Source organism: Rhodococcus sp. IEGM 1307 (assembly GCF_030056915.1).
In the GTDB taxonomy this organism is placed as follows: domain Bacteria; phylum Actinomycetota; class Actinomycetes; order Mycobacteriales; family Mycobacteriaceae; genus Rhodococcus_F; species Rhodococcus_F opacus_D.
Genome location: NZ_JASHKW010000009.1, coordinates 310,833 through 331,232, shown reverse-complemented (window position 1 = coordinate 331,232; position 20,400 = coordinate 310,833). Strand labels below are relative to the sequence as shown.

Here is a 20,400-nt window from a genome sequence, read left to right as displayed (position 1 = left end):
TCTCGATCCATAGTGCTCGCGCGACGGTCGGGCGCACAACGAACCCGCCGAGCGGGCGATTTGAGCGGGCGAATGTACCGTCCGGCGCCCCAGATACGCCAAGCGGTACATTCACCCGGTTGTCGGCGCGTCTTCCGCCCATCGTCTCCGAAATGGACGAGGACGCATCACCACCCGACTGCACGGCGGACGTGGAAGACTGGGTGTGTGAAGGTCACGCAGAGGCCTGACCCGCCCACCGGCATCCGGCGGGCGTTCTTCCGCGCGCCGATCTACCTCTACCGCGTCCACCTCGGTTTTCTCCTCGGGGGCCGATTCCTGCTCCTCGAACACGTCGGGCGCAAGACCGGCGCCCGGCGGCAGGTCGTGCTCGAGGTGGTCAACCACGACGCCGTCGGCGACGGCTACGTGCTGGCCGCCGGGTTCGGTCCCAAATCCGATTGGTACCGGAACCTGCGGGCGCAGCCGAACGCGAGGATCCAGCTGGGCCGCCGGCGACTGTCCGTCACAGCCGAATTCCTCGACCCCGAGACCGGTGCGGACTTCATGGCGCACTACGGGTCGGAGCATCCGAAACTCGGAATGCGGATCGCCCGAGGCATGGGCTTCGACGTCGACGGCAGCGCGGCCGACTTCCGGGCGGCCGGCCGTGAGATCCGTTTCGTCCGGCTGCGCCCCCGCGCCTGAGGCACCTCAGTTCAGCCGTACCCCGCCCGCCAGGAGCATGGTCCGTAGGACGAAAGCCGCCTCGGGGCCGATGATCTCCCCGACCAGGGTGAGGTAGCGGTCCACGTACTCCGGTCCGTGCGGGGCGACCGTCGGGTACTCGGGGTCGGACGGATCCAGGTGATGGGCCACCTCGTGGAGCACCACCAGTTCGCGGAACGCCCAGGCATTTCCGTTCCGATGCTCGGGGACCGCGATTGTGGCGCAATCGCTTTCGTAGTGGGCGGCCTTGTTGCCCGACCGCGCGCGGACGTGAACCGGGGTGGCCGCCCGCGTCCACGTCGACCGCACCCAGTTCAGGGCGAGCACCCGGTCGACGTAGTCCTGCACCGAGACGATCGACGCAAATTTGCGTTCCACCGGCAGCGTCACCTGCGACCCCATCACGTCCACGACGCGCAGCCCGCGCTCGTCGGCGCGGTCGAACATGGTGCGCACGAGGGCTTCCGCGTCGTACACGGCGGTCCGCTGAGTGTCGCGGGGTCGCTTCACGACGGGATCTGCTTGCGGGCGGTCGACAGTTCGGGTGAGTTGCTCAGGCGGGCGGTCCGGGCGGCGCGGTCGCCTGCCCGGCGGGCGCTCGACGAGTGTCCTGCGGACGCCCGCCCTCCGCGCCACGTGCCGCGGGCCTGCGAGTTCTCCGAGTAGTAGTCCTTCAGCTCGAGCTGTTTGTCGCGCAGGACCAGCGCCGTCTCCGCCGACGACTCCGGCACGGACACCGCCTGCTCCTCGGCCTCCTTCTTGGCGTCGGCGAGGCGCTGCCCGATCCGCGCGGCGTAGGCGAGCTGGAAGTTCAACCGGGCGGTGACACCGGCGACGGGGCGCCGCACCCGTGTCGCGACGCGGCGGCGTCCGCGCGTCTCGACCTGCGTCCGCACCGTCGTCTCGCCGCGGTACTCCCCCGACTTGATGTAGGCGTCGGACGCCCGGACCATCTGGATCAGCAGGCTCGCGTACAGGGCTTCGCAGACGTCGATGTCGCCGGCGAACCCGTACGCGTAGATGACGGCCGACGTCTGGGCGATGTCGCACTGGACGTCGTTGGCGGCGGCGATCACCAGGAACAATTGCGCGTACGTGCGCAGCCCCTTCTTCCCCGGTTCACCGATGGTGATCAGGCGCTGCGTGGGAGTGGCGCGCTTCTCCCGGCCTGCCGCGTGTGCGCGCGCCACCGCGAGGTCGATCGAGGAGGCGGTGGCGAGCCGCTGGGCGGCGGCCATGAAGGCCTCGCCCTCGTGCGGGTTGTCGGTGGATTCCGCCTGCCGGAGGAGCCCACCGATGCGGGTCAGCATCTTGTCGGAACTCACCCAGGCAGGCTAGCCCCCGTGCGCCTTTCTGGTCGTCGGCGCTACCAAAAAGGCGCACGGGCGGCGGAGCCGCCTACAGCCGCTCGAGGTCGTCGAGGATCAGGTTTGCGCCGGTGAGGCCGATGCCGGTGATCCACACCCGGTAGTCGGTCTGGCGGACACCGTCGCGTCGTGACGGCCCCATCTGCCCGATGAGTACGGGGTCGATCCCCAGTTCTCCCGGTGCGGACGTGTTGGCGACGAACGCGATGTCGGAGTCGATCTGGGCGACGTTCTCGAGCGAGATCTCGGACATGTCGTTCTTCGCGTCCCACGGCTGCCCGGTGATGGTGTAGCCGGCCGCGGTCAGCACGGAACCGGAGAACGTGCCGGGTCCGTGCAGGCGCAGACCGTCGTCCATCACGCGGATGACGTGCGCGGTGCGTCCCCGGTTGGTTTCAGTCAACGCGGCGGCGCGGGCGTGGAACGCCGACAGCTTCTGCTCGGCTGCTTCCGTCTCACCCATGGCCTCGGCGAACAACCGGAGAGTCCCCTGCCAGTCGACCGCAGGCGACACCGAGAAGACGGTGGGCGCGATCGCGGACAGCGCGTCGTACAGGTCGCCGTGCCGCTGCTTGCTGCTGAGGATGAGGTCGGGCTGCAGCGCGGCGATCGCCTCGAGGTTCGGTTCGGCGATCGACCCGACGACGGTGGTGCTGTCCAGTCCGCCGCCCAGGTAGGCGGGCAGCGCGTCGGCGGAACCGGCCTGAGCAGCCCCGACCGGTGTCTTCCCGAGCGTGACGACGGTGTCGATGGGCAGGCTGTCGAGGGCGACGATGCGACTGGGCCGGTTGCTCACCGTCGTCGTGCCCATGGCGTGGGTGACGGTGCGCTGGGCGCCGCTGTCGCTGCCCGTCGCCGAGTCGGGTCGCGCGCAGGCGGCGGTGAGGGCGGCCAGTGCGGCTGCTCCCAGCCCGGCCCCGAATTCGCGTCGCGTCAGGGCGTCGACGATCTCCTGCCATTGGACGTCGGTGACATTCGGAGAGCACGTGGCTGAACGCATCCTGGACCTCGATCTCGAAGGGGGTAGAAGATAGGCGAACCTAACCTTATACAGTCTGCTGTGTGAGCGTGCAGACGACGATGTCGCCCGAGGGGTGGAGGCCACCGGCCTGCGCGGCGCTCTCCCGGTCACTCCAGGAGCCGTTGTGCGGCACCGCGCCCCGGGTGCGCGGCTGGCTGCTGATCGAGCAACCCGGACCGTGGGGCCGCGACCGGCTCCGGCAGAGCCGCCTCGACCCGGTCCTGGGCGACGCGCTCGCCGCCCGGTGCGCCGACGCGGGGGTGCGTCCGGTGCTGATCCGCACCCGGCAGCGCCGCGACGTCGCCGCCGGACGTCACGTCTACCTCGTGCGTCCCGGACGAGCCGACGGCTGGGCGGAGCGTCTGCTGGTGCGTGAGGACCGGGAGCTGCTCGACCTCGATCTCGACCTGCCACCCGGAGTGGGGGAACGCCTCGACCCCACCGAGTCACTGTTCCTCGTCTGCACCCACGGCAAGAAGGACGCCTGCTGCGCGTCGTTCGGACGCCCCGTCGTCACCGGCCTCGGCCACCGCGACGGACGGGTCTGGGAGTCGACGCACGTCGGCGGCGACCGGTTCGCCGCGACCGTGGTGTGCCTGCCGTCGGGCATCTACTACGGCCGGGTCACCGCGGAGTCCGCGGAACACATTGTCGCCGAACATGATCGCGGACGCGTGGTGCTCGAGCACTATCGCGGCCGGTGCACCGACGACCCGGTGATGCAGTTCGCCGAGCACACCGTGCGGGCCGAGCGGTCGCTGCTCGGACTCGACGACGTGATCCCGCTGTCGGCGGTCCCACGCCCGGACGGCGACACCGACGTCCTGGTCCGGCATCCGGACGGCACCGACCTGGTCCGGGTTCGCACGACCCGCGCCGAACCCCGCCTGACCGCCTGCAGCGCGGGTGTCGTGGACAGCCCGGACCGGTTCGAGGCGGCTCCGCCACCCGTGCGCCGTTCTGGTAGCTAGGGCAACCAAAAAGGCGCACGGGTGCGAAGCGCCCCTTGCGGCAGGAGGTCTCGTTGCGGTTGTGCCGGCGACTCGTGGTGTTCACGCGGAATTCACCGCGCCGATTCATCGGCTCATTCATCCCCAGCTGTGGAGAAACCTGTAGATGAATGCCACCAACATGATTCGGACCGAGGGTAATTCGGCCGAATTGTCATCGGTGGCTTCGCGACGAGGCCTGACGGCGGTTGCGCGAGCCGATCATCCACCGACCCGTAGGTGAGTGAGAAAGTGCGTCAACAGGTACATTCTCACGCACCTGTGCGCGGCGCCGGGTAGAAGGGACTTCGACGTTCATGGCCACAGTGACCTATGACGGTGCCACCTGCCTGTTCCCCGGCTCGGACAAACCGGCCGTCGATACGCTCGACCTGAAGATCGAGGACGGTGAGTTCCTGGTCCTCGTCGGCCCGTCCGGTTGCGGCAAGTCGACGTCGCTGCGGATGCTGGCCGGGCTCGAGGACGTCCACAGCGGACGGGTCCTCATCGGTGACCGCGACGTCACCACCCAGGAACCCAAGGAACGCGACATCGCGATGGTGTTCCAGAACTATGCGCTGTATCCGCACATGTCGGTGGCCGAGAACATGGGTTTCGCGCTCAAGCTCGCCGGTGCCGCGAAGGACGACATCCGCAAGCGCGTCGAGGAGACGGCGAAACTCCTCGACCTCGAGCCGTACCTGGACCGCAAGCCGAAAGCTCTGTCCGGCGGTCAGCGGCAGCGTGTCGCGATGGGACGTGCCATCGTCCGGCAGCCGCAGGTGTTCCTGATGGACGAGCCGCTGTCCAACCTCGACGCGAAGCTCCGCGTGCAGACGCGCACCCAGATCGCGCAGCTGCAGCGCCGGCTCGAGACGACGATGGTGTACGTGACGCACGACCAGGTCGAGGCCATGACGATGGGCGACCGGGTGGCGGTGCTGAAGGACGGGGTTTTGCAGCAGTGCGCGTCGCCCCGCGACCTCTACAACCGGCCCGCCAACGTGTTCGTCGCCGGCTTCATGGGGTCGCCGTCGATGAACCTCTTCACGCTGCCGATCACCCCCGACGGGGTCGTGCTCGGCGACGCGACCATTCCGCTGCCCCGGCAGCTGCGTGCGGATACCGACGAACGTGAGGTCGTCGTCGGGATCCGCCCCGAACACCTGGAACTGTCGACCACCGGAATCCCGATGGAGGTCGCGGTGGTGGAGGAACTCGGATCCGACGCCTACATCTACGGCCGCAGCACCGTCAACGGGGAGACGCAGCAGTTGGTGGCCCGCGCCGACTGGCGGAACCCGCCCCGCAAGGGTGACCTGGTGAAACTGCACGTCGACCCGTCCCAGGTGCATCTGTTCTCGGCGTCCGAGGGCTACCGGCTGAGCTGAACCGGCGGTGAACAGAACGGCTCGTGACCGATTCAGGTCGGGGGTAATGCGGCACTTCGACGGTGTTCCATGCCACAGTATGTTCCGACACCGCGCCGGTGCCGCGAGTTCTGTCGTGCCGGTAACGGGTTCATCCACATCTACCTACGGGGAGACTCCATGGTTCAGATTTCGAGAGCGGTCCGGCGCGCCGCGGTGTTTGCCACCGCTGCCTCGCTGGTCACGCTCACCGCTTGCTCGAGCGACAGCGGCAGCGACTCCACGTCGGAGAACCTCGACGGTCGCGGACCCATCACGTACGTCGAGGGCAAGGACACCACCGAGACCGGTGTCGTCCGCCAGATCATCGACGCGTGGAACGCCGAGCACCCGGACGAGCAGGTGACGTTCAAGGAGCAGTCGAACGACGCCGATCAGGCGCACGACGACCTGGTCCAGCACCTGCAGGCCAAGCAGTCCGACTACGACGTCGTCGCGCTCGACGTCCCCTGGACCGCGGAGTTCGCGGCCAAGGGCTGGCTGCAGCCGCTGACCGGCGAGTTCGCGGTGGACAACACCGGAATCCTCCCCGCCACGGTCGACAGCGCCACCTACAACGGCACCCAGTACGCGGCTCCGAAGAACACCAACGGCGGCCTGCTGTACTACCGCAGCGACCTGCTGCCCGCCGCACCGAAGACGTGGGCCGAGCTGGCCGCCGCGTGTGAGGTCGCGAAGACCAACAACATCGACTGCTACGCCGGTCAGTTCGCACCGTACGAGGGCCTGACGGTGAACACCGCCGAGGTCATCAACGCGTACGGCGGCTCGTTCGTCGGCGAGGACGGCAAGACGCCGACCGTCGACAGCCCCGAGGCCCGCGCCGGCCTGCAGGTTCTGGTCGACAACTTCAAGAACGGTGACATCCCGGCCCAGGACACCACGTTCAAGGAGCCCGAGAGCCAGAAGGCGTTCGAGGACGGCAAGGCGTTGTTCCTGCGCAACTGGCCGTACGTGTACGGCACCGCCGACAAGGATTCGTCCGCGGTCAAGGGCAAGTTCGCGGTCGCCCCGCTGCCCGGCAAGGACGGCATCGGCGCCTCGACTCTCGGTGGCTACAACGCGGCCATCAGCGCGTACTCCGAGAACAAGGCCACGGCCCGCGACTTCCTGACCTTCCTGCAGGGTGAGCAGGCGCAGCGGATCATCGCGCTGGGCTCGCTGCCGCCGGTCCGCGCTGCGCTGTACGACGACCCGGAGATCATCGCGGCCTACCCGTTCATGCCGACGCTGAAGGTGTCGATCGAGAACGCCGTCCCCCGTCCGGTCACGCCGTTCTACCCCGCCGTGTCGAAGGCCGTGCAGGACAACGCCTACGCTGCCATCAAGGGTGAGAAGTCGGTGGATCAGGCGATCACGGACATGCAGTCCGGCATCCAGTCCGCAGGCTCGTAGAGCACAGGAGTGAACATGGCCGTTCCGACTGGGACCACCAGTGGAGCGCCGGCCCGTCCCGCGGCCGGGGATAACGACCCCGGCCGCGGTTCGCGTGAGGTGAGCGAGAACAGGCGACGCTTTGGGCTGAGCAGTCGCCGCGCGTGGCTGTTCGTCGTGCCGACGCTGGCCGTGCTGGCCGTCGTCATCGGCTACCCGGTGATCCGGGCAGTGGTGATGTCGTTCCAGAAGGACGCGGGACTCGATCCGACGACCGGCATGTTCGTCGAGGGCGGCTGGGCCGGATTCACCAACTACACGCACTGGATTCTGCAGCAGTGCACTTCCCCGAGCGGCGTGGCCGTGGCGTGCCCGCCCGGCACGCTCGGCTCGCAGTTCTGGTCGGCCGTCGGGAACACCGCGTTCTTCACGGTCGTCACGGTGGGCCTCGAGGTCGCGATCGGCCTGTGGATGGCGATCATCATGGGCAAGACGTTCAAGGGCCGCGCCCTGCTGCGTGCGGCGGTCCTGATCCCGTGGGCCATCCCGACCGCGGTCACCGCCAAGCTCTGGTACTTCATCTTCGCCTACGACGGCATCGCCAACCGCCTCCTCGGCACCGAAATTCTGTGGACGTCGGACGCGTGGCCCGCCCGGTTCGCGGTGATCATCTCGGACGTCTGGAAGACCACCCCCTTCATGGCCCTGCTGATCCTCGCCGGCCTGCAGATGATCCCGCAGGACGTGTACGAGGCGGCGCGGGTCGACGGCGCCTCCGCGTGGCAGCGGTTCCGGCAGATCACGCTCCCGCTGGTGAAGCCGGCGCTGATGGTCGCGATCCTCTTCCGCACGATGGACGCCCTGCGCATGTACGATCTCCCCGCCATCCTGACCGGCGGCAACCCCGCCACCACGACGGTGTCGATCCTCGTGGTCGACCAGGTGCGGCAAGGGTTCAACAGCGCGTCCGCACTCTCCACCATCACGTTCCTCCTGATCTTCGCGGTGGCGTTCGTCCTCGTGAAATTCCTCGGTGCCAACGCCGTCGAGACTCAGGAAGCCCAGCGAAAGGGGCCGAAGTCGTGACCCATCGCGCCCCGGAGCTCGAACTCCCGAGCAGGCCCGTCCGCCGCAACCGTCCGAAGCGGTTCGCTTTCAAGAACTCCCGCATCTACATCGGTGTCGCGATCATCCTCGTCTGGGGGCTCGCACCGTTCTACTGGATGATGGTGACGGCGTTCCGCGACCCCGACTACACGTTCGACACCACACCCTGGCCCACGCACGTCACGCTCGAGAACTTCCAGAACGCGCTGTCGACGAGCAGCGGCAACAACTTCACCCGGGCCGTCGTCAACAGCATGATCATCGGCGGTATCACCACCGTCGTCGCCCTCGCCGTCGGCATCTTCACCGCCTACGCGCTGGCCCGCATCGAGTTCCGGTTCAAGTACGTGGTGGTCGGGATCGTGCTCGGCGCGTCGATGTTCCCCGTCGTCGCCCTCGTCACTCCGCTGTTCCAGCTGTTCACGAACATCGGCTGGATCGGCACTTACCAGGCGATGATCATCCCGAACATCTCGTTCGTCCTGCCGCTCACCATCTACACGCTGACGTCGTTCTTCAAGGAACTCCCCTGGGAGCTCGAGGAGGCGGCCCGGATCGACGGCGCCAGCCGCGGTCAGGCGTTCCGTCTGGTGATGTTGCCGCTCGCCGCGCCCGCCCTGTTCACCACCGCCATCCTCGCGTTCATCGCGACCGTCAACGAATACCTGCTCGCCAGCCAGCTCTCCAGCGATGCCACCGAACCGGTCACGGTCGCGATCGCCCGGTTCTCCGGCAACGACCCGCACGTCGTGCCGTACGCGGCGATCATGGCGGCGGGCACGATCGTCACCATTCCGCTGGTGATCATGGTGCTGCTGTTCCAGCGTCGCATCGTGTCGGGTTTGACGGCCGGCGGCGTGAAGAGTTAACGGTCGAGCGGAGCGAGGGGAAAGGCGTCGGCCGTGCATCCGGTGGCGAAGCGGCAGCGGCTCGAGGTTCTGATCGGCGTCCTCGGGTTCTTCACGGTGATGGCGTTCATCGCCGCGGTCGTCGAGGTCGTCCGCGGCGACCCCGGCGTCACCCCCGCGCTGGTGTTGCTCGGATGCCTGGTGCTGTCGGGGCTGGCGGTCGTCGCCCGGAATCGGATGCGCTGAAACAGTACGGTCGGTATGGACATTTGCTGAGCGTTAGCGCGGCGCGCGTCACACTCGAGGCCATTCACATAACATACGTACGGGTGGGTGCGATGATCCTCCGTGACCGGATAACTGACCGGGAGTGTGGAAGTGAGTTCTGGCAACGACGCGACGGGCAACCATGCCTCCGATGCGGGGGGCACACCGCCCGTGGACGACGGTGCGGCTGACACGACCACTCCACCACCGGACGGGCAGAAGAAGCGCAACCGGTGGCGCACGGTCCGCCGGGTCAGCCTGGTCGTGATCGCGTTGCTGCTGGTCGTCCCCCTCGTCGGGTTCCTGGTCAGTTACGTCCGCGCCGAGGTCCCGCGCCCGTCGGACATGAAGACCAACCAGGTGGCCACCGTCTTCGCCGCCGACGGCACCACCGAGCTGACCAAGGTGATCCCGCCGGAGGGCAACCGCACCGAGATCGCGCTCGACGCCATTCCCCAGCACGTCCGCGACGCCGTCCTGTCGGCGGAGGACCGCAACTTCTACTCCAACCCCGGCTTCTCGGTCACCGGGTTCATGCGTGCCGCCCGCGACAACGTCCTCGGCAAGGAAAGCGCGGGCGGCGGGTCGACGATCACGCAGCAGTACGTCAAGAACGTGCTGGTCGGCGCGGACCGCAACGTGTACCGCAAGATGCGCGAACTCGTGATCTCCACCAAGATGGCCCGCGAGTGGTCCAAGGACGAGATCCTCGCCGCCTACCTGAACACCATCTACTTCGGGCGCGGCGCGTACGGCATCGAGGCGGCGTCGCGCGCCTACTTCGACAAGCCGGTCGGCGACCTGTCGGTGGCCGAGGGCGCGGTGCTCGCCTCCGTGATCCAGAGCCCGTCCTACCTCGACCCCGAGGCCAACCTCGACCAGCTGCAGGCCCGGTGGAACTACGTCCTCGACGGCATGGTCGCGATGGGCGTGCTCGCTCAGCAGGACCGCAGTACAGCGGAATTCCCGGTCACCGCGCCGTCCAACCGGCCCACCGACGCCAACTCCGCGCCGGGGCCCGACGGCCTGATCCGCAACCAGGTGCTGCGCGAGCTGTCGGACGCGGGGATTTCCGAGCAGACCCTCAACACCGAGGGTCTGCAGATCACTACCACGATCGATCCGAGGGCGCAGCAGTCCGCGATCGAGGCCGTCCACGACAACCTCGAAGGGGAGGACCCGGGGCTGCGGACCGCAGTCGTGTCGATCGATCCCCGCACCGGCGGGGTGCGCGCGTACTACGGCGGCGAGGACGGCGCCGGCTTCGACTACGCCCAGGCGCCGTTGCAGACCGGGTCGTCGTTCAAGGTGTTCGGCCTGGCCGCGGCGCTGGAGCAGGGCATCCCCCTGTCCGCCCGCTTCAGCAGTGCTCCGCTGACGGTCGGCAGCGTGCAGATCGGCAACGTCGAGGGCGAGTCCTGCGGCACGTGCACCATCGCCGAGGCGACGAAGCGGTCGCTGAACACGAGCTTCTACCGGTTGATGATGTCGCTGGACAATGGTCCGCAAGCCATCGCCGACGCCGCCCACAAGGCGGGGATCCCCGAGTTCATCCCCGGGGTGCAGGGCAAGACGCTCAGCGAGAACGGCGGCGAACCCGAGGGCGGCATCGTCCTAGGCCAGTACCTGTCGCGGCCGATCGACATGGCGTCCGCGTACGCGACTCTCGCGGCGTCGGGCATCTACCACCAGCCGTACTTCGTGCAGCGGGTCGTGACCGCCGACGGCGTCGTGCTCCTGGACCGTGCGCCGAGCCCGGGTGAGCGCCGGCTCGATGCCGCGGTGGCCGACAACATCAGCCAAGCTCTGATGCCAATCGCCTCCTACTCGCGTGGCCACGCCCTGGCGGGGGGACGCCCGTCCGCGGCGAAGACCGGCACGGCGCAGCTCGGGGACACCGGCGAGAACAAGGACGCCTGGATGGTCGGTTACACGCCGTCGCTGGCGACGGCGGTGTGGATCGGCAAGGCCGACGCCACCGCCATCAACAACAGCTGGGGCGGGCTGATCTACGGTTCGGGTCTGCCGTCCGACATCTGGAAAGACACGATGGACGGCGCCCTCGAAGACACCGATTGGGAAGACTTCCCGTGGCCCGACCCGATCGGCGGCCAGGCCGGTGTGCCCACGTGGTCCGGTCAAACCAGCGGCGACGGAACGGGAACCGGCGCCAGTGGGGTTGTCCCGCCGCCCGGTGCCCCCACCCCGGCGCCCGTCGAGGTTCCGCCCCCGGCCGTCCCGGTCCCGCCCGTCCCCCCGGTGCCCGCACCCCTCCCGGCGCCGACCCAGATCGAAATCCTCCCGGGCGTCATCATCCCGCTGCCGGGTTAGCCGAGGTTCTGAATCCCGCCGCGCGGCGGAGTCCTGTTCGGCAGCACCACAACCCGCAGCGCGGCGCGGAGGCTTTCCTTCGTCTTCGCCCAGGCCCTCGCCTCGTCCTCGCACATGTCGGCCTCTTCGGGCTCCTCGTCGCGGGCGAGTTCCGCGTTGTGACGCCACTCGAACTCCTGCTCGGTGCAGAGCCGGAGGAACTCGAGGATGGTGTCGCGGTCGCGTCCGCAGATCTCCGCCACGTCGTCCGGGTCGAGCCCGCTCTCCGAGTCGAGGTGGATCAGGGTCACGAGCGCGGCGGGGAACTCGTCCTCGCATTCGTGGTCGGCGTACGAGGACGTGGCGCCGGGTGTGGAATTGAGTTTGCCGCCGAGCTTTTCGGCGAACGCGTCGTCGACGGTGTCCACGAAATGCTCGAACATCCGGAACACCGACACCAGATGATCGGCGACGAACGGTGACCCGTCGACGCGCATGACGGCGACCACGTTGTCGACGATGAGCAGGAACTTGATGTCGGGCCACTGGCGATTGAGGTCGGCGAGCGCCTCCGCGGTGCGCGTGCGATCGCTGATCGTGTGGACCACGCGGGCGAACACCTCGACGCGGGCGTCCTCCTCGATCACCCGCACATACGTGGGGAGGTCGCCGACCCACACGAGGATGTCGCCGTCCGCGTCCTTGCCCGGTGCCTGCTCGAGCATCGATTCGACCGCGGCATCGACACGGTCGCGCAACCCGGCGCCGTCACGCAGCTGGGCCGGGACGTCAGCAGAGCCGAACTCCGGAGTCTCGTCCCGGCCACCGGTGATCGCCTTCAGGAACGAGGGATGCAGAAGGTCCCAGATCTCCCGGAACACGGTGACCGTCATCGACGCCAGTAGGTGGGCGTCCTCCCGGTCGGCGTCGAGGTAGTACGACGCGGAACCGTTGCCCTCGTCGACGTGCTCGCACAGGTCGGGGCGGTTCCAGCCGAGCTCGATCAGCCGATCGTGCTCCTCCTCGGTGAGCGCCCGCGCCGGGTGCAGGAAGCGGTTGGACGGCACCTCGCACCGCACCTTGTCGCCGGCCCACGCGAAGAATCGCACGCACGCGGCGGTCTCGACGAGGCCGTCGTCGACGCTGTCGTACTGCGACTGCAGCACCAGTTCGTCGTCGTCCTCCATAGCGTGCACGTACCCGGTCAGACGGTCCTGGAGCTCGGTCCAAGCGTCGTCGATCTCTCGATCGAAAGTGTTGTCGGACATCACGCCTCCCTCGATGAATCCTGGGTGTCACCGTAGAGGGAGGGTCTGACAAGAAATCGAACACAAAGGCGAATGCACCTTTCATCGCCGTGAAGACGACGAAAGGTGCATTCGCCCGATATTGCTGCGTGGTGAACTACGCGTCGATGATGAACGCCTCGAGCTCGGTGCGAGCCTTGTCGTCCGCCATCTGGACCGGCGGGGACTTCATCAGGTACGCGGACGCCGGGTAGACGGGTCCACCGATGCCGCGGTCCTTGGCGATCTTGGCTGCGCGGACGGCGTCGATGATGATGCCGGCCGAGTTCGGGGAGTCCCAGACCTCGAGCTTGTACTCCAGGTTCAGCGGAACGTCACCGAAGGCGCGACCCTCGAGGCGGACGTACGCCCACTTGCGGTCGTCGAGCCAGCCGACGTGATCCGACGGGCCGATGTGCACGTTGCCCGGACCGAGGTCGCGCGTCAGGTTCGACGTCACGGCCTGCGTCTTGGAGATCTTCTTCGACTCCAGGCGGTCACGCTCGAGCATGTTCTTGAAGTCCATGTTGCCGCCGACGTTCAGCTGCATCGTGCGGTCGAGCTGCACGCCGCGGTCTTCGAAGAGCTTCGCCATCACGCGGTGGGTGATGGTGGCGCCGACCTGCGACTTGATGTCGTCACCGACGATGGGGACGCCGGCGTCCTTGAACTTCGCAGCCCACTCGGGGTCGGAAGCGATGAACACGGGCAGGGCGTTGACGAACGCGACATTCGCGTCGATGGCGCACTGGGCGTAGAACTTGTCGGCGTCCTCGGAACCCACGGGCAGGTACGAGACCAGCACGTCGACCTTGGCGTCCTTGAGAGCCTTGACGACGTCGACGGGCTCGGCCTCGGAGATCTCGATGGTCTCGGCGTAGTACTTGCCGATGCCGTCGAGGGTGGGGCCGCGCAACACCGGAACGTCGGCCGGCGGGACGTCGGCGATCTTGATGGTGTTGTTCTCGCTGGCGAAGATGGCCTCGGACAGGTCGAATCCGACCTTCTTGGCGTCGACGTCGAACGCGGCGACGAACTGGACGTCGCGCACGTGGTACTTGCCGAACTTGACGTGCATGAGGCCGGGAACGGTCGCCGTCTCGTCGGCGTCCTTGTAGTACTGCACGCCCTGAACCAAGGACGAGGCACAGTTCCCCACGCCCACAATGGCCACGCGCACCGCGGTGCTGTTCTCACCCATGGTCGGGTTCTCCTTTTTTCTTAGGTGTTGCTGTCGATTGCTCGGCGGCGATCAGCTCGTTGAGCCAGCGCACTTCACGCTCACTGGATTCGAGACCGAGCTGGTGGAGCTGCTTGGTGTAGCGATCCAGCGTGCCGCTCGCTTTTCCGATCGCGTCGCGAAGCGCCTCGCGGCGCTCCTCGACCTGGCGTCGTCTGCCTTCGAGAATCCGCATCCGCGCCTCTGCGGGAGTGCGGCTGAAGAAGGCGAGATGAACGCCGAATCCGTCATCGGTGTAGTTCTGCGGACCCGTGTCGGCGACCAGTTCCTTGAACCGCTCCTTGCCGATCGGCGTGAGCTGGTAGACGCGGCGGGCGCGACGCTTGACGGTCCCCGGAGGGCCTGCGTCCTCGGCGATCAAACCGTCTGCCTGCATGCGTCGGAGCGTCGGGTAGAGGGAACCGTACGAAAAGGCGCGAAATGCACCCAGCAGTCCCGTCAACCGTTTGCGCAGCTCGTATCCGTGCATGGGTGACTCGTGGAGCAGCCCGAGAATTGCCAATTCGAGCACGTCCACCCCCTGAGTCGCCCGACCTAACCGCGTGATGCGATTCAAAACTATATCGCACCGATATATAGGAGGATACGCGCGCTCGATACATGGGACAAGCCGTCACAGGTTGTTAACACCGGTCCGGGTGTCCGGCTGCGTCGCCGAATGTCACACCGGTGCCGTCTGACTGAACGAATGTCACATCGGGCGACCAACCAGCGGCCGACGGAACCCAGCGGGCACGACCCCGGACGCTCAGTCCTCGTAGGGGTAGATGTCGAACGGTTCGCCGTCGAATCCGACGACCATGTGTCCGGTGTGGCCGGCGGCGTTCTTCACGTGGATGGAGATGGTCGGCGGTCCGTCGTCGGACCCGGGTTCGTACCGGAAGGAGACGATCTCCACCGCGCCGTCGGGGACGCGCAGGGTTTCGGGTGCCCCGGCGAGCAGGCGGGCGATCGCAACCTGGTCGACGGTGCCGAGGTCGAAGGACTTCTCGTCGTCGGATCGGGTGGAGGAGCTGCCCCAGTCGTCGAATTCGCCGTCGTAGAGGTAGGAGTCGGATTGCCGGGCGTTGCCGGCGGACGGCCGGTCGAAGACGGCGTGGGCCGGGTAGAGGCCGAGTTCGTCGGCGACGGTGTCGCCGTATTCGGCGCGGTACTCGTCGAGGAAGAAGTGCAGCCCGGCGCCGGTGGTGAGCTTCGGCACCGATTTCGCCGGGCCGAGGTCGCTGTTCGCGACGGCCCCGGCGATGCCGCCCACGGCAGCTGCGGCGACGACGAGGACCGCGGCATACACCCACCGCCGCGACGATCGGCGGCGTCGCGGCGACACGACGGGGCTGGCCGCGAGCCGGCTGGGGATCTGGAGGTCCCCGATGAGGCGGTCCAGTTCGTCGAACGTCTTCGCCCGCATCGCCGTGGAGGTGCGGGAGGCGTGTTCCTCCGCGGACAGTTGCCCGTCGGCGAGCGCGGCGTCGAGCATCCCGCAGGCGTCGGCGCGGTCGGAGTCGCGGGCGCGGATTCCCGCGAGTGTGGTGCTGGGCATCTGCGTCCTATCGGCCGAAGGGGTAGACGCTCAAAGGCTCACCGGACGGGGCGAGTTCCATGTGTCCGCTCTCGCTGAATTCGTTGGTCACGTAGATCGACACGCTGGGGCCGTCCTCGTCGGCTTCGAACGAGATGTGGCTGACTTCTCCGTCGGGGACGTTGAGGCTCACCGGGGCACCCACGACCGTTCCGCCGATCCGATCGAGGTTCAGCGTCGACAGGTCGAACACGGGTGTGTCGACCTTCCGGGTGGTCGGGGGTCCCGACGGCGTGAACCCGCCGCGGTAGTCGTAGCGGACCATCCGGTTCGGTTCGAGGGGAAGCGCGCGTTCGAGGCTGGCGTGGCCGCCCTCGTAGAGGGTGAGGTCGTCGACGATCAGGTCGCCGAACTTGGTGCGGTACCGGTCGAGGAACACCTTCATGCCCTCGGGGGTGACGGGATTCGGCGTCGCGACGACCAGCGGTTCGACGGAATCGAAATCGACCTGCTGCGCGACAGGGGTCACGGTGGCCTGCGCGTCGTCGCTGTCGACGAGCGTGAAGGCGCCGACGGCCGCCACCACTGCAGCGACGGCGACGGCGGCCGGGAACCAGTGCTTGGCGGTGTCGCGTGGGGGACGTGCGTCCGGTGGTGCGTCGGCGGGTCGCTGCAGGTCACTGACCAGGACCTCGAGGTCGGCGAGGGTGCGCGCCTCCGCGGCGAGTTCGGACATCGCGCGGTGTTCTGCCTCGTTGATCTGGCCGTCGCCGAACGCGGCGTCGAGCAGTGCGGACGTGTTGGTTCGATCTACGTCGCGTGCCCGCGTGTTCGGTGGGTATCGGCTGGCCACGGGTGGATCTTAGAACTAGTTCGCGGGGTTCACCTGCCATACGTCTCCGCCGAGCGTCGCCCGCAGATAGCCCCCGCCGGTCTGTTGCCTGTCGTAGACGTACACGTTGATCGTCGGTCCCTTGCCGCCGTCGGCGAGGAGAACGTGCCCGATGGTGCCGTCCGGGACTCCGACCAGCCGGGGTGCGTCGGCGATGAGCGCGACGAGGGCCGGCACGTTTACCTGCGCGAGGTCGACCTCGCCGGTTCCGGGGAGGCGCTGCGTGCGGATGCCCGACGTCTTGAACCCGCCGCGGAAGTCGTACCGGTCGACCTTGTCGGGCGCGTCCGGGGCTGTCCGCGACAGGATCGCGTACTCGTCGTACAACCCCAGTTCGTGGACGGTGAGGTCGCCGAACCTCTGCCGGTACTGCTCGAAGAGGGCGTGGATCCCGTCCTGGGTGAGGGGCTGCGCCTGGCCCACGATGATCGGTTCCACCGCGGGCACCTCGACCTCCGGATGGGCGAGTGGCTTGTCGACCTGCACCGGGACCGGTGGCGTGGCGGGGTCCGGGCCGTCCTGCTCGGTGAGCGCGAGACCGACCGCGCCGACCGTGATCACCGCACCGCACGCGAGCGCGATCCGCAGCGCCCGGCGGGGCGATCCCGGTGTCCGGACAGGTGCCTGTGCGGTGATCGACGACGGCAGCTGCAGGTCGCTGATCAGCAGGTTCAGTTCGGCGAGGGTCTTCGCCGACATGGCCTGGGCGGTGCGGTCGTGGTACTCGCCGGCGCCGAGCTGCCCGTCGGCGTAGGCGGCGTCGAGCTGGCTGCATGCGTTGACCCGATCGAGGTCACGTGCGCGAGTCTGCGAGGACGGTCCTGAGGCCACACCGGCATCGTAGTGCGGCAACCGTGTTTGACCAGCGTCACTCGACCGACCCCTTCTCTCCGGACGCGACGCACGTACTCTGGTCTCCGTGCGGATACAGCGGCAGGTGGTGGACTATGCGCTTCAGCGCCGGTCACTCCTGGCCGAGGTCTACTCGGGCAGGACAGGTGTCACGGAAGTGTGTGACGCCAGCCCCTACCTGCTTCGTGCCGCAAAGTTCCACGGCAAGGGCAGTGATGTGGTGTGCCCGATCTGCCGTAAGGAGCAGTTGACTCTGGTCTCCTGGGTCTTCGGTGACAAGTTGGGCCCGGTGTCGGGTTCGGCTCGTACGGCCGAGGAGCTGGTGCGTCTCGCGTCCACTCAGGAGGAGTTCTCGGTTCACGTGGTCGAGGTGTGCCGGACATGCAGCTGGAACCATTTGGTCCAGTCCTATGTTCTCGGTACCGTGCCCGAACCGAAACGGCCCAGGCGTTCGTCGCCACGGCCGCGGCCTCCGAGCCGTCGAACCGCGAGCGAGTAGACACGCCCGAACACGGACGCGGGCAGAAGAGTGCCCACAGACGTAACGCAGGACTGAAGCCGGTCCACAACCACTGGAGATTTGTACGTGAGTTCCCCCCGCAGCAACGCCCCGGGTGATCGACCGAACGGACCGAGACGACCGAGTGGCCCCCCGCCACAGGGACGCCCCGGAGGTCCACCACCCCGCGGCGGACAGCCTGCGGGTGGGCCCCCGCCGGGTCGATCGGGCGGCCCGCCGCCGCGTCGGATGCCGCCTCCGCCCCCGCAGGGTGGTGGCCGTCCCCCCGGCCCGCCGCCGCGTCGTCCCGGTCCGCCGCCGCAGGGTGGTGGGCGTCCGCCGGGTCCCCCGCCGCGTCGTCCGGGCCCGCCGCCCGGACGCCCCGCAGGCGCGCCCCCGGTGGCGCGTAACCAGTCGGGTCCCGGTGGGCGCCCGCCGGGACCTCCGCCGTCGAACGGTCGCAAGACCGGCGGCGGCCGCGGTGGCGAACCGCCCAAGGGTGGAAAGAAGACGGCTGTGAAGAAGTCGCGGTGGAAGATCGTTCGCCGGACGGCGTACGCGTGCGTCGCGATGGGTCTGATCATTCCGATCCTGCTGTTCATGGCGGCGTACGTCGTCCAGGACGTCCCGCGGCCCGGCGACCTCAAGACCAACCAGGTGGCGACGATCTACGCATCCGACGGAACGTCGGTGCTGAGCAAGGTCGTGCCGCCGGAGGGCAACCGCACCGAGGTGACGCTCGACCAGATCCCGAAGCACACTCGTGACGCGGTGCTCGCTGCCGAGGACCGGGACTTCTACTCGAACCCCGGCTTCTCGATCGGTGGGTTCGCGCGTGCCGCCCGCGACAACGTCCTGGGCAAGGACAGCGCCGGCGGTGGCTCGACCATCACGCAGCAGTACGTCAAGAAGACGATGGTCGGTTCCGAGCGTTCGCTGACGCGAAAGATGAAGGAACTCGTCATCTCGTCGAAGATGGCCCGCGAGTGGTCCAAGGACGACATCCTCGCCGCGTACCTGAACACCATCTACTTCGGGCGTGGTGCGTACGGCATCGCGGCCGCGTCGAAGGCGTATTTCAACAAGCCCGTCGACCAGTTGACGGTCGAGGAGAGCGCGGTGCTGGCGTCGTCGATCCAGCTGCCGTCGCTGCTCGATCCGGAGAACAACCCGGAGGGTGCGCAGGCGCGCTGGAACTACGTGCTCGACGGCATGGTGTCGGCGGGAACTCTGGAGCAGTCGGCCCGGTCGGTGATGCAGTACCCGCCGTACGTGCCGATCGCGCAGGTCGACAACGGCAACCAGGACTCCGGGCCGGAGGGCCTGATCAAGAACCAGGTTCTGCGGGAGCTGGGTGAGGCGGGGATCAGCGAGCAGCTGCTCAACACCGAGGGTCTCGAGATCACCACGACGATCGACCCCGTCGCCCAGGCGGCGGCGGTGGATTCGGCGCGCTCCAACATGGAGGGTGAGCCGGAGAACCTGCGGACCGGTGTCGTGTCGGTCGATCCGAAGACCGGCGCGGTGCGCGCGTACTACGGCGGCGAGGACGGCGGCGGGTACGACTTCGCGAACGCGGGACTGCAGACCGGTTCGTCGTTCAAGGTGTTCGGTCTCGCCGCGGCCCTGGATCAGGGCATTCCGCTGTCGCAGATGTACGACAGCTCGGAGCTCACGGTCAACGGCATTACCATCAGCAACGTCGAAGGCGAGGGCTGCGGCACCTGCACGATCGCCGAGGCGCTGAAGCGTTCGCTGAACACCAGCTTCTACCGTCAGGAACTCGAACTCGACGGTGGACCGCAGGCGATCGCCGAGATGGCCCACAAGGCGGGCATCCCGAAGGAGATCCCCGGCGTCGGGCCGTCGCTGACCGAGCCCGACGGCAGCGGTCCGAACAACGGCATCGTGCTCGGCCAGTACCAGTCGCGGGTCCTCGACATGGCGTCGTCGTACGCCACGTTGGCCGCCTCGGGTACGTACCACGCGCCGCACTTCGTGCAGAAGGTCGTCAGCGCCGACGGAACGGTCCTGCTCGACCGCGGCGGTGACACCGGTGAGGACCGCATCGACAAGGACGTCGCCGACAACGTGACGTCGGCGATGGAACCCATCGCCGGGTACTCGCGCGGCCACAACCTGGCGGGCGGACGCCCGTCGGCGGCAAAGACGGGTACCGCGCAGCTCGGTGACACCGGCAAGAACAAGGACGCCTGGATGGTCGGGTACACCCCGTCGCTGTCCACGGCGGTCTGGGTGGGCACCACGGACGGTCAGGCGCTGGAGAACAGCAGCGGCGCCATGATCTACGGTTCCGGTCTGCCCTCCGACATCTGGAAGGACACGATGGACGGCGCCCTCGAGGGCACGGACGTCGAGAAGTTCCCGAAGCCGGGTGCGATCGGTGGCCAGTCGGGTATCCCCGCCTATTCGGCACCGGCACCGACCAAGACGTCGGCGCCGCCGACGAGCACGTTCCAGCTGCCGACGGAGCTCGTGCCGCCGGTGGTCGTGACGCCGTCGCCGGTCGAGATCCTGCCCGGGATCACCATTCCGATTCCGGGTCTGGCACCGAGGCCGACCACCGCGGCCCCGGCGGTTCCGGAGGAACCGGAGACGACGACGCCGCCGAACGCCGGTAACGGCAACGGCCAACAGCAGGTTCCGGCCCGTTAACGGCGACCGGTAGCC

19 protein-coding genes are annotated in these 20,400 nt (G+C 68.0%); 10 read left to right on the top strand and 9 right to left on the bottom strand.

Going from position 1 to position 20,400, the window contains the following annotated elements; genetic code table 11:
- The first annotated feature begins 207 nt into the window (after positions 1–207).
- Positions 208–687: a nitroreductase family deazaflavin-dependent oxidoreductase gene (locus QM841_RS20245; protein WP_283333299.1), complete on the top strand. Its 480-nt coding sequence runs from the start codon at positions 208–210 to the stop codon at positions 685–687.
- 6 nt (positions 688–693) lie between these two features.
- On the opposite strand, the gene QM841_RS20240 is transcribed toward QM841_RS20245, so the two are convergent.
- The 3 genes from QM841_RS20240 to QM841_RS20230 form a co-directional block, all read right to left on the bottom strand.
- Positions 694–1,218, bottom strand: a complete 525-nt coding sequence (locus QM841_RS20240; protein ID WP_283333298.1) for a TIGR04338 family metallohydrolase — start codon at positions 1,216–1,218, stop codon at positions 694–696.
- The gene (locus tag QM841_RS20235; protein ID WP_280779340.1) at positions 1,215–2,033 is read right to left on the bottom strand and encodes a DUF2786 domain-containing protein; all 819 of its coding nucleotides are present in this window, start codon (positions 2,031–2,033) and stop codon (positions 1,215–1,217) included. Before QM841_RS20235 ends, QM841_RS20240 begins: the two co-directional genes overlap by 4 nt.
- 73 nt (positions 2,034–2,106) lie before the next feature.
- A complete protein-coding gene (locus QM841_RS20230) occupies positions 2,107–3,075 on the bottom strand; it encodes an ABC transporter substrate-binding protein (protein WP_283333297.1) in 969 nt (322 codons plus the stop codon).
- Positions 3,076–3,137: 62 nt separating this feature from the next.
- Between QM841_RS20230 and QM841_RS20225 the strand changes: the two genes are divergently transcribed.
- The 7 genes from QM841_RS20225 to QM841_RS20195 all read left to right on the top strand — a co-directional run bounded on the left by QM841_RS20225 (position 3,138) and on the right by QM841_RS20195 (position 11,442).
- On the top strand, positions 3,138–4,067 hold the full coding sequence (locus tag QM841_RS20225) for a ferredoxin family protein (protein ID WP_283333296.1): 930 nt from the start codon (positions 3,138–3,140) through the stop codon (positions 4,065–4,067).
- Positions 4,068–4,402: 335 nt separating this feature from the next.
- Positions 4,403–5,476, top strand: coding sequence for an ABC transporter ATP-binding protein (locus QM841_RS20220; RefSeq protein WP_283333295.1), 1,074 nt, complete (start codon positions 4,403–4,405; stop codon positions 5,474–5,476).
- Between the two features lie 159 nt (positions 5,477–5,635).
- Positions 5,636–6,910 (top strand): ABC transporter substrate-binding protein, encoded by a 1,275-nt coding sequence (locus QM841_RS20215; protein WP_280779345.1) that lies wholly within the window; start codon positions 5,636–5,638, stop codon positions 6,908–6,910.
- A gap of 15 nt (positions 6,911–6,925) precedes the next feature.
- On the top strand, positions 6,926–7,975 hold the full coding sequence (locus tag QM841_RS20210; protein ID WP_283333294.1) for a carbohydrate ABC transporter permease: 1,050 nt from the start codon (positions 6,926–6,928) through the stop codon (positions 7,973–7,975).
- The gene (locus QM841_RS20205; protein ID WP_005249640.1) at positions 7,972–8,865 is read left to right on the top strand and encodes a carbohydrate ABC transporter permease; all 894 of its coding nucleotides are present in this window, start codon (positions 7,972–7,974) and stop codon (positions 8,863–8,865) included. The genes QM841_RS20210 and QM841_RS20205 overlap by 4 nt, the downstream gene beginning before the upstream one ends.
- Positions 8,866–8,898: 33 nt before the next feature.
- On the top strand, positions 8,899–9,090 hold the full coding sequence (locus tag QM841_RS20200; protein WP_280779346.1) for a hypothetical protein: 192 nt from the start codon (positions 8,899–8,901) through the stop codon (positions 9,088–9,090).
- Between the two features lie 132 nt (positions 9,091–9,222).
- On the top strand, positions 9,223–11,442 hold the full coding sequence (locus tag QM841_RS20195) for a transglycosylase domain-containing protein (protein ID WP_283333293.1): 2,220 nt from the start codon (positions 9,223–9,225) through the stop codon (positions 11,440–11,442).
- Here QM841_RS20195 and QM841_RS20190 read toward each other — a convergent pair.
- The 6 genes from QM841_RS20190 to QM841_RS20165 all read right to left on the bottom strand — a co-directional run bounded on the left by QM841_RS20190 (position 11,439) and on the right by QM841_RS20165 (position 17,189).
- Positions 11,439–12,689 carry a T3SS (YopN, CesT) and YbjN peptide-binding chaperone 1 gene (locus tag QM841_RS20190; RefSeq protein ID WP_283333292.1) on the bottom strand — a complete coding sequence of 417 codons (1,251 nt, stop codon included), beginning with the start codon at positions 12,687–12,689 and terminating at the stop codon, positions 11,439–11,441. The genes QM841_RS20195 and QM841_RS20190 overlap by 4 nt on opposite strands.
- 136 nt (positions 12,690–12,825) lie before the next feature.
- The gene (locus tag QM841_RS20185; protein WP_141470615.1) at positions 12,826–13,908 is read right to left on the bottom strand and encodes an inositol-3-phosphate synthase; all 1,083 of its coding nucleotides are present in this window, start codon (positions 13,906–13,908) and stop codon (positions 12,826–12,828) included.
- Positions 13,901–14,458 carry a PadR family transcriptional regulator gene (locus QM841_RS20180; RefSeq protein ID WP_005264441.1) on the bottom strand — a complete coding sequence of 186 codons (558 nt, stop codon included), beginning with the start codon at positions 14,456–14,458 and terminating at the stop codon, positions 13,901–13,903. Before QM841_RS20180 ends, QM841_RS20185 begins: the two co-directional genes overlap by 8 nt.
- Positions 14,459–14,695: 237 nt before the next feature.
- The gene (locus QM841_RS20175; RefSeq protein ID WP_283333291.1) at positions 14,696–15,487 is read right to left on the bottom strand and encodes a DUF1707 SHOCT-like domain-containing protein; all 792 of its coding nucleotides are present in this window, start codon (positions 15,485–15,487) and stop codon (positions 14,696–14,698) included.
- Between the two features lie 7 nt (positions 15,488–15,494).
- The gene (locus tag QM841_RS20170; protein WP_283333290.1) at positions 15,495–16,319 is read right to left on the bottom strand and encodes a DUF1707 SHOCT-like domain-containing protein; all 825 of its coding nucleotides are present in this window, start codon (positions 16,317–16,319) and stop codon (positions 15,495–15,497) included.
- A 15-nt stretch (positions 16,320–16,334) separates the two neighbouring features.
- Complete coding sequence (locus QM841_RS20165) at positions 16,335–17,189, bottom strand: DUF1707 SHOCT-like domain-containing protein (protein WP_283333289.1); 855 nt, start codon at positions 17,187–17,189, stop codon at positions 16,335–16,337.
- Positions 17,190–17,277: 88 nt separating this feature from the next.
- Here QM841_RS20165 and QM841_RS20160 point away from each other — a divergent pair, with 88 nt between their 5' ends.
- Together QM841_RS20160 and QM841_RS20155 are read left to right on the top strand one after the other, a co-directional pair.
- Positions 17,278–17,709 carry a DUF5318 domain-containing protein gene (locus tag QM841_RS20160; protein ID WP_029539769.1) on the top strand — a complete coding sequence of 144 codons (432 nt, stop codon included), beginning with the start codon at positions 17,278–17,280 and terminating at the stop codon, positions 17,707–17,709.
- A 399-nt stretch (positions 17,710–18,108) separates the two neighbouring features.
- Positions 18,109–20,385 carry a transglycosylase domain-containing protein gene (locus tag QM841_RS20155; protein ID WP_317571465.1) on the top strand — a complete coding sequence of 759 codons (2,277 nt, stop codon included), beginning with the start codon at positions 18,109–18,111 and terminating at the stop codon, positions 20,383–20,385.
- Positions 20,386–20,400: the final 15 nt, after the last annotated feature.